Consider the following 13571-nt stretch of genomic DNA (forward strand, 5'->3'; position numbering starts at 1 on the left):
ACGAGAAGAGTTGTAAGAGGGGGCTGCCATTGAGGATCAGTCAAAGCTCAGCGTGAATCCCCAGTGTCTCGATAGCGTCTCGGCCTCGCGACGAGTGAGGCGGACGACCGATCCGTGCTTGGGACGCTCAAAGTTGCTGGCCTTCATCGGACCCTCATTGAAACGCCCCAGGTCGGTAAAGGTCTTGAAGTCGGTCGTCTCACGGAAGCCGAAGTTGGGCGGCTTGAGGCCATAGATGTCGTACATGAGCACCCATCTGTCTTCGCCGATCCGTTTCCAGACGTTCGGAGCCTCGCATTTGAGCTGCTCCGAATCGTACCACGCCGGGTCGTATGCGTACCCTTCGGTCAAGCGGTCTGAGACCGCTTGCTTGACGCCTGGCGTGCCATCGTGGGGCACGTAGAACAGGTGGAATTCGTTGCCGACTTGGGTGATGTCGCCGTCGATATAACTGCAATCGATCGGGTAGTCGAACAGCAGCTTTGGCGGTTCCGACATCTCTGTGAATTCGTCGTTTAGGTAGGAATAGTAGAGGCGGTCTTGCGCTTTCCCAAACCGCATCGAGAAGTAGAGCATGACCTTCTTCTTGCCATGGTCGTAGATCAGCTCGGGCGCCCAGGCGCTGCCGATCCCTTCGAAACCGGGGAAGGCTTGATCGATTCGGACCACCTTGTGCGTCCAGGTAATCAAGTCGGTAGACTTCATCAACACCACCGCCCGGTTATTGCCCCAACCAAACTGGTTGGCGTCGCGCTGCCAACGGGACGATCGATGGCCCGCGGCCTGCCCGTAGATGTGGAGGTCAGTGGCCGCCATGTAGAAGGTGCCATCTGGCCCGCGCATGAGGTGCGGGTCTCGCACCCCCTTCTGCTCAGCAATTTCGGCCCCGTCGATGACCGGTCGCCCCTCGTTCACGTCACTAAAACGATAGCCATCCGGACTAAGGGCGAAGTGGATACTGTGCGTCTCATCCTTGAAGTAGACTAGCAGATATGCTGCCAGATCGCTTTCGGCCGGCGCTGTAGCGCTGGAGAGATTTGCGGCAAGACCGGCGAGCAACATGGCCCGCCCAACGGTCGAGAGTCCGATGTGCATGGGATGGGAAAAGTCTTGCGGGAGACGTAAGAGATCGGCACCTTCGACATCAATAGGCAGCCACCAGTATCGCCTGCGGATCCTGTGAGTGCCAGGGCTCCGTCTTCACGCTGAACCTCCTGCACGCGGGTGGCACGGACAGTCGGCCGCGTGAGGTGTTCAGCCTAACCTACCGGCAGACGGAGGGCTTCGGCCGCTCGCTGGTGCGGCTGATGGACGCCAGGGTGGAGATCCCCGATTACACGTCGCTGCAGAAGCGGGCGGCCAAGATGGAGATCGCCTTGAACGCCACGCCGAAACACGGTCCGATTGACGTGGTGGTCGACAGCACGGGCCTGAAGGTCTTTGGCGAGGGCGAGTGGAAGGCCCGCAAGCACGGCGTGAGCAAGCGTCGCACGTGGCGGAAGCTGCACCTCGCGATCGCCCCGGAGACGGGCGAGATCGTGGCCGAGGAGTCGACCGACAACGACAAGCACGACGCCGATCTGGTGGAGCCCTTGATCGATCAGGTCGAGCCGCCGATCGAGAAGTTCTACGGCGACGGCGCCTACGACCAGCGGAAAGTGTATGACGCCTTGGAATGCGAGGCGGCTCAGCCGATCATCCCGCCCCGCAAGAACGCCAAGATCTGGCGGCACGCGAACTCGAACGACTACCGTCTGCCACGCGACGAGGCGCTCCGCCAGATCCGACGCACAAGCCGCAAGGCTTGGAAGATCGACGTCGGCTACCACGTGCGGAGCCTGGTCGAGACCACCATGCACCGCGTCAAGACAACCTTCGGCGACAAGCTCCGGAGCCGAAAACCGCCCAACCAGAAAACCGAAGCCCGGCTACGCTGTGCGATACTCAACCGCTTCACCCAACTCGGCATGCCTCAGTTCGTGTGGAGTTAGTCGACAAGGCCGCATGCAACTAGCAAATCGATTATACTGTTCGCTCCGCCGGCGTGCGGCGGCTCGTGGATATCATCCATTCTCTTCCTCAAGACTATTTAGAGGTATCGCATTGTGATTACTATCCGCACTGTTATGGGATTGCTTGGATGCATCGCATGGAGTCTCGCAGGTATTGCCAACGGCCAGTCGGACCCGCTCTACAAAGACTCGTCGCAACCGGTCGCGCGGCGGGTTGACGACCTTCTGAGACGCATGAACTTGGAAGAAAAGGTCGCTCAGATGCTCTCGATATGGGATGCGAAAGGTAGCCTCCAGAACAAGGACGGCAGCTTCGATGCTTTCGCGGCCCGCGAGGCGATGCCACACGGCATCGGTCAGATCACCCGGCCGAGTGACCGCAAGGGCGAAGGGGCATTAGGTTTCGATCCCGGTCGCGATCCCCGCGAGACGGTGGAGCTGGTCAACCAGATTCAACGCTTCGCGCTCGAGGAAACGCGTTTGGGCATTCCGGTGATGTTTCACGAAGAAGGGCTGCACGGTTACAAGGCCCGCGGAGCGACTCACTTTCCCCAGGCCATCGCTCTGGCAAGCACCTGGAACCCGGAATTGGTCGAACGCGTCAATCGCGTGATCGGGCGCGAGATTGCTGCGCGTGGCGTGCGGCAAGTGCTTTCGCCGGTAGTCGACGTGGTCCGCGATCCCCGCTGGGGACGCATCGAAGAGACCTTTGGCGAAGATACTCACCTGGTGTCGGAGATGGGACTGGCTGCCGTTCGGGGCCTGCAGGGCAAATGGAACTCACGCGATGGGGAACCCCTACCTGTTGGCCACGTGTTCGCCACGCTTAAGCACATGACCGGACACGGGCAACCCGAGAATGGCACCAACATTGGGCCGGCGAACATCTCGGAGCGTGTGCTCCGCGAGGTGTTCTTTCCTCCGTTTCGACTCGCAGTCCGCGAAGCCGACGTGATGGCGGTGATGGCGTCGTACAACGAGATCGACGGCGTGCCGTCGCACGCCAACGCCTGGCTGCTGGGCGATGTATTGCGGGACGAGTGGCGCTTTGCCGGATACGTCGTGGGCGACTACTCAGCGGTGAGCGAACTGCAAACGCGTCACGCCGTTGCCGAATCTCCGCAGGCGGCGGCGAGTCTAGCCATCGAGGCAGGAGTCGACATCGAACTTCCAAATCCCGAGACGTTTCCGGAACTGGTCGGGCTGGTGAAACGGGGCCAAGTGAGCGAAGAACTGGTCGATCGAGCTGTGCGGAGACTGCTACGGGCCAAGTTCCTGGCCGGGCTGTTCGACGAACCCTACGCCGACTCCGAATTGGCCGAGGCGATAACCTGTAACGAGGAAGCCCGCGGTCTGGCGATTGAATCGGCCAACCAGGCCATCACCTTGCTCAAGAACGATGGCATTCTGCCGCTCGATGCGACACAACTCACCCGAGTCGCGGTGATCGGGCCGAACGCGGCCGAAACGCTTCTGGGTGGGTACAGCGACGAGCCTCCCTACACGGTGAGCCTGCTCGAGGGCATTCGACGCCGGCTCGGCTCGTCGGTGCAGGTCGACTACGCCGAGGGGTGTCGGATTACCGAGGGGCGCAATCTGTACTCGCACGCGGTGACGCCTGCCGATGCGACGGAGAATCGCCAGCGAATTGCCGAGGCAGTTGCGCTGGCCAAGGGGGCTGACGTCGTGATTCTTGCCGTTGGTGGCAATGAGCACACGAGTCGCGAAGGTTACTCCGAAGAGCACCTGGGTGATCGATCGAGCCTCGAGTTGTTTGGCCAGCAACCGGAGTTGTGCGAGGCGATTCTCGCTACCGGCGTACCGACCGTGGTGACGCTGATCCACGGCAGACCGCTTGCAATCAACCAGCTTGCTGCCGAAGCCTCGGCAATTCTCGACTGTTGGTACCTGGGGCAAGAGACGGGCACCGCTATCGCCGCAGCGCTGCTCGGCGATATCAACCCCGGGGGAAAGCTGCCGGTGAGCGTAGCCCGCTCGGTTGGCCAGCTACCGATATTCTATAATTACAAACCGACCGCGCGACGGAGGTACCTGTTCAGCGACACGAAGCCATTGTATCCATTTGGTTGGGGGCTGAGCTACACGAGCTTCGACATCTCGACACCAAGTTTGAGTGCCGACGAGATCAAGGCCTCGGGACAGGTTACGCTCAGCGTCGAGGTAACCAACACGGGCAAGCGTGCGGGTGACGAAGTGGTGCAGATCTACATCCGCGACAAGGTTAGCAGCGTGACTCGACCAGTCAAGGAGCTCAAGGCATTCCGTCGCGTAACGCTCGCGCCGGGCGAGTCGAAGACCGTGCAGTTCACGCTGGGAACCGACCAGCTAGCCTTTTACGATCGCAGTATGAAGTGGACCGTCGAGCCCGGGGAGTTCGACCTGCTGGTGGGCGCGAACTCAGTCGATCTCGAAGCCGCCGTGCTAACCGTGGTCGAGTAGGTTGGACAGCGATCACGCCTGTAGCGAGCCGCGTTGCTACCGCTATGCGAGCGAGTCGGTGGTGAGCCGGCCATCAACCAACCTCGCGATACCTGTGGGGTTGGCGTCTTGCAATTCGGGCGGCAACGCCGGGTTGGGGAAATCCTGGAAGCAGCTCGGCTTAGCGAAACGAAAGATCGAAGCCTGGCCAATCGACGTGTAGCCGCTGTGCGTGCTGGCCGGGTAAGGGCCGCCATGGTGCATCGCCGCGCATACCTCGATGCCGGTCGGAAAGCCGTTGAACACCAGCCGGCCTACTTTCCGCTGTAGCACCTGCACCAGCTCGGCATGTTCTTGCAGGTCTTGCTCGGTGCCATGGATCGTAGCGGTCAAGCTGCCTTCCATGCCGCGGGCGTATTGCAGCATGTCGTCGCTGCTTTGGCAGCGATACACCACCGATACCGGACCGAAGACTTCGTCGGTCAGGCCGGGCGTGCTGGCGATGGCTGTGACCGGCGCGGTGAAGATCGCGCAGGCGGCCTGGCAGCCCTCCGCCGGTTGCTGGATGGAATTGAGCGGTTCGACTCTGATGGAGCTTGCCACTCGTTCAACTCCTTTGACGTAGGCGGCGTGGATGCCGGGGTGGAGCATGGTTGCCGGCGGGGTGACCGCCGATTTCTCACCGGCCGTGCTCAGAAAGCTTTGCAGTTGCTCGCCTTCGATGCCGAAGACCATGCCGGGGCTGGTACAAAACTGCCCGACGCCCATGTTGACCGATTGCAAGTAGCCCTCGGCGATTTGTTTCGACCGTGTGGCCATCGCGTCGGGCAGCAAGAATACGGGATTCGTACTGCCCATCTCGGCGTATATGGGAATCGGCTCGGCGCGTGCCGCCACGGCATCGGCCAGGGACCGGCCGCCGCGAAGCGAGCCGGTAAAGGCCACTGCGGCGGTCAGTGTGTGCTCGACCAGCGCGAGCCCAACCTCGTGACCGGCGGATTGCACCATCGAGAATGCCCCGGCGGGCAAGTTGTGCTCGGCCAGCGCCGCAGAAATAACCTGTGCGATCAGCTCGCACGTGCCGGGGTGGCCAGGATGGGCCTTTACCACCACGGGGCACCGTGCCGCCAGGGCCGAGATCGTGTCGGTGCCGGCTACCGAGATGGCGTACGGAAAGTTGCTTGCCCCAAACACCACGACGGGTCCCACGGCGGCGAGCAACGTACGCACGTCGGGCTTGGGCATCGGCTCGCGGGCCGCATCGCCTTGATCGATGCGGGCCTGTCGCCATGATCCATCCCGAACCAGGTCGGCAAATTTGCGAGTCTGGCCGGTGGTCCGCGCCCGCTCACCCTGCAAGCGGGCAATGGGTAGCGCTGTCTCGGCATGCGTGCGATCAAGCAACTCGTCGCTCAGCGTTTCGAGCCCGCTGGCAATCGATTCGAGCAGGCCGGCGATCTGCTCGATCGAGGCGGTTTGCAACGCATAAAACGCGGCATCCGCCTGCTCGAGGCACTGACCGACTTCTTCAAGCGTTGCCTCGAAGAACTCGCACGGCAGCGACTCGCCGGTCGCGGGATTAGTGGCGGCGAATCGGTTTGTGCCAGCGGCGACCGCGTTACCTGCGATCAGTTGCTTTCCGGTTATTAGAGTCATGTTTCAAAAACGGGGAGTTACTGCATTGGGTTGCTAAGAGTACCGATGCCGTCGATGGTGATGTCCACCACGTCGTCGGGCTCCAAAGTAAAGTCGTCGGGCGGCACGATGCCGGTTCCGGTCATCAATAGCACGCCGTAGGGATGGGCATTTTCACGGAACAGGAACTCGACTAGTTCCTCGTGTCTCCGCTTCATTTGATTGAGCGTGGTCTCGCCCTCGAAAGCTATGCCGCCTGCACGACGAATCAGCACGTGTACTTTCGATTCGGGCGAAATCGGTTCGCCCGGCACAAACACGCCCGGCCCGACGGCGGCGCAGCGATCGAATGTCTTGGCCTGGGGTAGGTAGAGGGGATTCTCGCCTTCGAGGTCGCGACAGCTCAGGTCGTTCCCCACAGTGTAGCCGACAATGTTGCCTTCGCGGGTGACTACGAGCACCAGCTCAGGTTCAGGGACCATCCATTTTGAGTCGCTCCGCAGCCGCATTGCATCGCCCGGTCCCACGGTGCGGTGGGGAGTTGCCTTGAAGAAAATCTCGGGGCGTTCGGCGGCGTACACGCGGTCGTAAAAATCGCCACCTCCAGCACTCTCCGATTCTTCCATGCGGGCGGTCCGGCTCCGGAAGTATGTAACTCCTGAAGCCCAAATCTCCTGGCGATCGCCTAGTGGTGGGAGCGCGGGGGCAATGGCGTTTGCCAGCGTCGGATCAGGGTGACCGGAAGACGCGAGCTGCTGTAGTAGTTGCGCCAGTGAGCTGTCGTTGACCAGCGTTTCCCACTCGTAGTCGAGCTGGTAAAGCTGGTCGTCGACGCTCAGCACGGGGCCTGCGATCGTTCGATAGAGCAACATGAGTCGTAATCCTGATTCCTATAGAGAAGTGTGGCAGTCGCGATGAATTTGATGTCGGCGCGGGCCCGGATAGTACAGCGGCCAGATGCGTGGCAGGCAAGCTAGACCGGTGTCAATGGTTCTAGCAGATCAGGCCAACTAATTCACCCGTCCATCCTCCGCTGAGTAACAGTTAAGAAGGTGTGGTGGCAGGGCCAGCGCGCACTCTAGCCAATTATTGGTTCATGCGCGAGCAAGTTCCCTTATCGCAGCTCGAGTCCCGCCCAGCGGAAGTGGCTTCGCGGGAGTCGTTGGCTGTGAGCCTGTCGCGTGAGTTCGCCCTCGACGTCGCCGTGGAGCTGATCGAGGTCGTCCGGCGGCGCGCCGGCCAGCGGGCCCCACTTGCTGGTCGACCAGACGTGCTCGACCGGGTTGAGCTCGGGGGCGTAGGGGGGCAGGCGGTGGAACCGGACCCAGGAACACCCCAACGCGGCGAGGCAGTTCTCCGCGTGGCGGTGGCGCCCAGGTTGTCCCACACCACGTGCAGCTCGCGTCCCAGTTCGAACCGCAGGTCGATGAGGAACCACAGGAAGTCTTCCGCCTTGGCGTTGTGGTCCAGCAGCTTGAAGAACATCCGCACGCGGCGACGCCTCGGCGAGAGCGCCAACGCCCCAACAACGCTGAGGCGGTCGCGGCGGTCCCACTGTTCCAGCAGGGGTGTCTCGCCAATCGGCGCCCAGGTACGGCGCAGCAGCGGCTGGAGCATGAAGCCCGATTCGTCGAGAAACACCACGCTAGCTTGCTCGTGTTCGCCCCTTTTTTATCGCCGGCCACTCCTCTTCCCGCCACGCCTTCACCGCGGCGGGGTCCTGCTCCTTGCTCCGCCGTTTGGGCTTCTGGCAGGAAAACCCCAAGTCGTGCAGCAGCCGGCCGAGGTGGCTGGGGTGGTACGACACGCCAAACTCTCGCTCGACCAGTTCCGCCACCCGGGGCAGCGTCCACAGGTCGGTCTGGAAGCCCGCCCTGCGGGGACCTGCGCGCAGCTGACGCTTCAGCTTGGCCTGCTGTGGCTTCGACAGCCGACACTCGGGCACGTGCTGCGGCTTGGCGGCAAGCGTCTTGGCGCTCTCGCCACGGGAGCCAGCAAGCTGCTTCCACTTGCTCACCGACTGTCGGCTTGCGCCGACCGCCTCGGCCACGTCTTTCACCAACCAGCCCTCCCCGAGCAGCTTCACCGCTCGCCGCCGACGGGCTTCCAGGTCGGCGGAGGTTCCTTGAGGTCGCATGCGCCCAGTTGAAACCAAACTCGAACTCATGTCAATTTCCTCGCGCATGACTCAATAGAGCGAGGTAGCGCGAGTTGATTCGTGCTTGCAGGATGTCGGTTTTTCTTGGAGGAGGACCGAATGGCCGCCGCTTCGCTGTGCTCACTTGCCGAGCGTCTGGATTCTTTGCCCGATCCCCGCAGTGAGGTGAACCGCCTTCACCTCTTGGGGGAAGTGGTCGTGATTGCAGTCCGCGGGGTGATTGTGGGCGCCGACGGACCGACAGCGATCCGCCGGTGGGCCGGCGCGAAGCGGGATTGGCTTGGCGGCTTCCTCACGCTCCCCAAGGGGCTGCCGTCGAAGGACTGCATCCAGCGTGTGCTGTCGCTGCTGAAGCCCGAGGCGTTCACCCGCTGCTTCGGTGAGTGGGTCGCCGAGCACCTGTCGAGCGACGCGGCGGGCCGTCTGATCGCGATCGACGGCAAGACGCTGCGACGCAGCCACGACAAGAAGAAGGCGCTCGGGGCGCTGCACGTGGTGAGCGCGTGGGCCAGCGAAGAGGGGCTCTCGCTGGGGCAGGTGGCGACCGACGAGAAGAGCAACGAGATCACGGCGATCCCCGAATTGCTCGAGAATATTGACGTCAAGAACGCCGTGGTGACGATCGACGCGATGGGCTGCAGAAGGAGATCGCAAAGAAGATCGTCGACTCTGGCGGCGACTACGTGCTGGCCCTTAAGGGGAACCACGAGAAGCTGCGCGCGGCGGTCGCCGAGCACTTCGAGCAGCTCCACAAGGACGACTTCGAGCACGGGGACTGCCGCCGCCGTCAGACTAAGGGGAACGGCCACGGCCGAGTCGAAAAGCGTTACTACTACCACGCCCCGCTGCCCGAGGGCATCAAGCCGCTGGCGAAGGACTGGAAGGGGCTCACCACGATCGGCCAGGTCGTCTCGATCACCGAGCGGGACGGCAAGGAAACCACCGACGTGCGGTACTACCTCACCAGCCTGAAACTGGGCGTGAAGCGGTTCGCCAGGGCGGTGCGTGGCCACAGGGGCATCGAGAACTCGCTCCACTGGGTGCTCGACGTCACCTGGGGCGAGGACCAAAGTCGCGCTCGCGACCGCCGACTGGCAGACAACCTGGCCGCCTTCGACGCTTCGCCATCGGACTGCTTAAGCGACACCCCTCCAAGCACAGCCTCAAAGGAAAACAGCAGATCGCTGGATGGAACGACCAATTCCTAACCCAAGTCCTTGAGCTACAAACGAGTTAGTGTGCGCTGGCCCTGGGTGTGTGATGATTGTTTTGTATGGCCGGCCCGCTGCGCGACATGATCGCCAGGAGCGCGACAAGGCGCCTGATGGCAAGCCAGGCGGTCTGCGCGGCCGCGGCAAAGGCCCCTTCCTTCTGCAGGCCCGTCGGCGTGCCGCATCTTCCATTCGCAGAACGTGACGGAAGTCGCCTGCTGGGCCCATGCGCGGCGGAAGTTCTACGACGCGCAGGATTCCGACGAGCAGCGTACTGCGAAGATGCTCTCCATGATCGCGGAGCTGTGCGCCGTCGGGCGTGAAGCGAAGGACGCGGATGGCCGTCATCCAGGACGCCTGGAGAACCTTGCCATGGCCATCATCTGCTACCCCATCGCAAGCGAGGCACAGACCATTGGGTGATTTCTTAACTTGCGTTTCGCCAGAGCTTCTTAAGCAAATCCACTCACCTTAGGATGCTGTGAGTTATCGCCAAAAAACCGGAAGAACAGCAGGATTCTACGTGTAAAGTGAGGTAGGAATCAGGACAGAGCACCTGCAGTGTTCGCACTACATTCGCAGAGCTGCCAAGAAGAGAAATCGCAGCTGGGATTTGCAGAGAGTCGGGCTGGCGTTTGACACGACTCGCCCCGCTTGATCATTTCGACAAGAGCTACGTCGCTGTGCGTGCCGAGGCGTCCTTTCGTAAACCTACCGAATGAGCCAACATACAAGGGAACAGCCATGTCTAGAGCAATTGTTTTCCCCGTTCTTCTTAGCTGCCTGGCGGCTGAAGTCGCTGCAACACAGGCGGTTGGACTTAAGCCCGAGGCCTCGAAACCGCGCATCGTCGTTACGACGGACCTCGGCGCCGACCCCGATGACGAGCAATCACTGGTGCGGCTGTTGGTTTCTGCTAACGAGTTCGACATCGAGGGATTGGTGGTCTCGACTGGCTGCTGGAAGAAGTCGCAAAGCAACACCAGGATGCTCGACAAGATCGTGGCCGCCTATGGTAAGGTGCTACCGAACTTGCAGGTTCACGCCAAGGGCTTTCCCTCGCTGGAGTATTTGAAGTCGATTTCGGTCGTGGGCCAAACCGGCTACGGCATGGATGACGTTGGCGACGGCAAAGACACCAAGGGATCCGACCTGATCATCGCCTCGGTAGACAAGGACGACACGCGGCCGGTGTGGGTGGGCTGCTGGGGCGGCGCCAACAACGTCGCGCAAGCGATTTGGAAGGTCCAGAAAACTCGCTCGGAAGCCGAACTCAAGAAGTTCCTGGCCAAGCTGCGTGTGTTCGACATTCTAGGGCAGGACGACGCTGGCGCTTGGATTGCCAAGAACTTCCCTGACGTGCTGTACATTCGCGCCACCGGGGTTTACGGATGGGCGCCGTCCGATGAGTATCTAGACGAACACATCCAAAGCCATGGCCCATTGGGCGCCGTATACCCGGATCGCAAATGGGCGACCGAAGGCGACACCCCAGCTTTTATGCACGTGTATCCCAATGGGTTGAACGATCCCGACAAGATTGACCAAGGTGGCTGGGGCGGTCGTTTTGGACTAACGAAGAAGACCGGCATCAAGAGCATGTCAGGGGTCAAGGGCGAGGAACGGAAATTCGACCCCTACGACATGTATGGCAACACGTCTGAAGGCGCCGGCGCGATCAAGCGTTGGAAAACCGGATACAACAACAACTTTCAGGCCCGCATGGACTGGAGCATCACTGACGAATACTCCAAAGCGAATCACCACCCGATTGCCGTTGTCAATGGCGACAAGACCCGGGATGTCCTGGAGGTTCGGGCTTCCGCCGGTTCCACGGTCAAGCTTAGCGCGGCTGGCTCGAGCGATCCCGACGACGATTCACTGAGCTATTCCTGGAAATTCTACAAGGAGCCCAGTTCCTACGACGGCAATGTTTCGATCAAAGGCGACTCTTCCGCTGAAGCAGAGGTGTCGATTCCTGCCAATGCAGCCGACCAAGACATCCACGTGATCTTGGAGTTGCACGACGACGGTTTACCGAATCTCTACGCTTACCGTCGCGTGGTGGTCAGCGTCGGCGCACTGCAGGCGAATAAGGCCGATAAGGCAGGCGTACCGCGTGCGGTGGAAGGCGAGGAAAGCGTTGGGCAGTCCTTCAACACCTGGTTGAAGAGCTACATTCCGACTAAATACGCCGATGCCAAAATTGATGATCACGGCGGATGGACTCAGGCGCATCTTTCGAACTTGATAGCAAGTTGGGCGCCCTGGAACGAGTCCGGCATGACCCTGAAGGGCGTCCACGACATCGAAGAAGGTGAAGCACTGTTCGTATCCAAGGCCAAGAACTCAGACTGGCCCGAGAGCAATTCCGTCACCTACTGGGAAGGAGCGGGCTACTACATTTCTAGCTACCAGGCCGAGTCGATGGCGGATTGGAACGTCGAAGGCAGCACGGTCGTGCAATTTGACGGCGACCCGAAGCAGTTTGCATCCGAAGTCGCCAAGGCGTTCAGCGCGTCAAGGCAATCATCCGTTTATCGGGCGGATGCGACTCTCCTGGTATCTACCGCGACCGCCGCACCCGAGCGGTTGCGGGTGATTATGACGTCTGATTTCCCACCCATTGGCGTCGTGAAGTCGGGCAATGTGCCCAACAATCAGAAGAGCGATCCGGACGATATGCAGTCGATGGTCCGGTTTCTCCTCTATAGCAACGAGTTCGATGTCGAAGGACTCATCGCTTCCGCGGGAACTTTCGCCATGGAAGCTCACAAGAAGAATATTCTGGACGTGATCGATCGATACGAAATGGTCTATGACAACCTGAAGAAACACGACGCCAACTATCCGACGCCGGACGCCCTGCGTGCGGTCACGTTCGAGGGCAAGGGCAACAATCACGGACTGAAGATTAAGTGGGGCCGCGGCAAGCAGCCCTACACGGATATCGTCGGCGAAGGTCTCGACAGCGAGGCATCGCGGGCCATCATCGCCGCGGCGGACAAGCCGGATCCCCGACCGATCTGGATTGGCGTCTGGGGCGGTCCGCGCGAGGTCGCTCAGGCAATCTGGGATGTGAAAAACACACGAAGCGAAGCGGAGCTCAAGGCGTTCATCAGCAAGCTTCGCGTCTTCTTGATCGCCTATCAGGATGCCTCGCACGGGTGGCTAATGGAGGAATTTCCCGACCTGTTCATTATCGACTCGCGAAAGACCTACCAGGGAATGTTCGGCGGTCGCGATGCCCTGTCGGACCTAGCCTGGGTCAACAAGCACGTCCGTAACGACCACGGGCCGCTTGCCGAGATCTATCCGCACGAGGGCATGGGGTGCACCGGCGTGTGCGAAGGCGATTCGCCGACGTTCATGTATCTGGTCAGCGCCAATCGGGGGATCAACGACCCGGAAGACCCCACCCAGCCAAGTTGGGGCGGGCAATATCGGCGCAAGCCCAATACGAGTCATTATGTGGATGGTCCGGGCGGTTCCAGCATTGCGAAGTGGCGAGAGCAGTATCAAAGGGAGTTTGCAGTACGAGTTGATTGGTGCCTCGGTCCGTAATTGCGCGAGACTGACCAAGCTGTAGGTCAGAATGCGCCAGGCGTATGCGTAAACTTTCTCTTGGGAACTTCATTCGGACAATCCTATGAGCAATGAATGACAGGGTTCACATTGGCTGACTTGCGCGTGGCGATCGCCATCACTGAAGTCTTGTTGCCGTTGCTAGTGCCGCCGATCCAGTCGGCGCGGAAATCGTTTCGTTGCACGAATTGTACGATCACTCTGCGGTACTTGGGCTTGGCAACATTCTTGCATCACGAGTCCCAAGGCCGATCCCTCGGCGTTGGCTGGGGATATACCTTAGTCGGCCTCCTCGGTCGGTACCCTGGGGGTTCACACGCTAACCTCCTTCATCTACTGAACAGTCGGCATTGCACACTCTCGATGCCGGGATTTCCTACGCAGACACGATCACGGCGAGCGTTATTTGAGTAGCAGCTACATCACTCTCTTTGACTGTTCATCGAGGAACCGTGCAGGAGCCAGTCGAAGCTATCAAGGAGCTGACATGAGGGCTCTGGTCAAGTCGCGATGGCAAGTCGCACCGACTAC

At 60.8% G+C, this 13571-nt stretch carries 9 protein-coding genes and 2 pseudogenes; 5 read left to right on the top strand and 6 right to left on the bottom strand.

Translation table 11 applies throughout. The features are described 5' to 3' along the window. Positions 1-36: 36 nt before the first annotated feature. Positions 37-1095: a glycoside hydrolase family 43 protein gene (locus KOR34_RS00590; RefSeq protein ID WP_146561249.1), complete on the bottom strand. Its 1059-nt coding sequence runs from the start codon at positions 1093-1095 to the stop codon at positions 37-39. Positions 1096-1250: 155 nt separating this feature from the next. Here KOR34_RS00590 and KOR34_RS00595 point away from each other — a divergent pair, with 155 nt between their 5' ends. Then, the gene (locus KOR34_RS00595) at positions 1251-1991 is read left to right on the top strand and encodes an IS5 family transposase (protein WP_197531012.1); all 741 of its coding nucleotides are present in this window, start codon (positions 1251-1253) and stop codon (positions 1989-1991) included. Positions 1992-2105: 114 nt separating this feature from the next. Then, positions 2106-4472, top strand: a complete 2367-nt coding sequence (locus tag KOR34_RS00600) for a glycoside hydrolase family 3 N-terminal domain-containing protein (RefSeq protein ID WP_197531013.1) — start codon at positions 2106-2108, stop codon at positions 4470-4472. A gap of 42 nt (positions 4473-4514) precedes the next feature. Here the strand turns inward: KOR34_RS00600 and KOR34_RS00605 are convergent, their stop codons facing one another. The 5 genes and pseudogenes from KOR34_RS00605 to KOR34_RS00620 form a co-directional block, all read right to left on the bottom strand. Beyond that, a complete protein-coding gene (locus tag KOR34_RS00605) occupies positions 4515-6107 on the bottom strand; it encodes an aldehyde dehydrogenase (NADP(+)) (RefSeq protein WP_146561253.1) in 1593 nt (530 codons plus the stop codon). Between the two features lie 17 nt (positions 6108-6124). After that, positions 6125-6958 carry a fumarylacetoacetate hydrolase family protein gene (locus KOR34_RS00610; RefSeq protein WP_146561255.1) on the bottom strand — a complete coding sequence of 278 codons (834 nt, stop codon included), beginning with the start codon at positions 6956-6958 and terminating at the stop codon, positions 6125-6127. A 242-nt stretch (positions 6959-7200) separates the two neighbouring features. Continuing rightward, complete coding sequence (locus KOR34_RS27400) at positions 7201-7524, bottom strand: transposase (RefSeq protein ID WP_390620778.1); 324 nt, start codon at positions 7522-7524, stop codon at positions 7201-7203. Further along, positions 7470-7730 (bottom strand): annotated as a pseudogene (locus KOR34_RS27405) (transposase); the annotation flags it as partial. The pseudogene KOR34_RS27405 and the gene KOR34_RS27400, both read right to left, overlap by 55 nt. 1 nt (position 7731) lies before the next feature. Next, the gene (locus tag KOR34_RS00620; RefSeq protein ID WP_197531014.1) at positions 7732-8223 is read right to left on the bottom strand and encodes a winged helix-turn-helix domain-containing protein; all 492 of its coding nucleotides are present in this window, start codon (positions 8221-8223) and stop codon (positions 7732-7734) included. A 120-nt stretch (positions 8224-8343) separates the two neighbouring features. On the opposite strand from KOR34_RS00620, the pseudogene KOR34_RS00625 reads away from it, so the two are divergent. From KOR34_RS00625 to KOR34_RS27015, 3 genes and pseudogenes are all read left to right on the top strand, one after another. Then, positions 8344-9481: pseudogene (locus tag KOR34_RS00625) on the top strand (ISAs1 family transposase). Between the two features lie 157 nt (positions 9482-9638). Beyond that, positions 9639-9878: an IS66 family transposase gene (locus KOR34_RS00630; RefSeq protein WP_146561260.1), complete on the top strand. Its 240-nt coding sequence runs from the start codon at positions 9639-9641 to the stop codon at positions 9876-9878. A 321-nt stretch (positions 9879-10199) separates the two neighbouring features. After that, positions 10200-13019, top strand: coding sequence for a DUF1593 domain-containing protein (locus tag KOR34_RS27015; protein ID WP_228714448.1), 2820 nt, complete (start codon positions 10200-10202; stop codon positions 13017-13019). The last annotated feature ends 552 nt before the right edge of the window (positions 13020-13571 follow it).

The sequence above is a fragment of the Posidoniimonas corsicana genome (genome assembly GCF_007859765.1).
Lineage (GTDB): Bacteria > Planctomycetota > Planctomycetia > Pirellulales > Lacipirellulaceae > Posidoniimonas > Posidoniimonas corsicana.

Bases quoted from the DNA above. Each gene is read 5' to 3' on its own strand.
- KOR34_RS00590 (WP_146561249.1), bottom strand. From the start codon at position 1,095: ATGCACATCGGACTCTCGACCGTTGGGCGGGCCATGTTGCTCGCCGGT.
- KOR34_RS00605 (WP_146561253.1), bottom strand. From the start codon at position 6,107: ATGACTCTAATAACCGGAAAGCAACTGATCGCAGGTAACGCGGTCGCC.
- KOR34_RS00610 (WP_146561255.1), bottom strand. From the start codon at position 6,958: ATGTTGCTCTATCGAACGATCGCAGGCCCCGTGCTGAGCGTCGACGAC.
- KOR34_RS00620 (WP_197531014.1), bottom strand. From the start codon at position 8,223: ATGCGACCTCAAGGAACCTCCGCCGACCTGGAAGCCCGTCGGCGGCGA.
- KOR34_RS27015 (WP_228714448.1), top strand. From the start codon at position 10,200: ATGTCTAGAGCAATTGTTTTCCCCGTTCTTCTTAGCTGCCTGGCGGCT.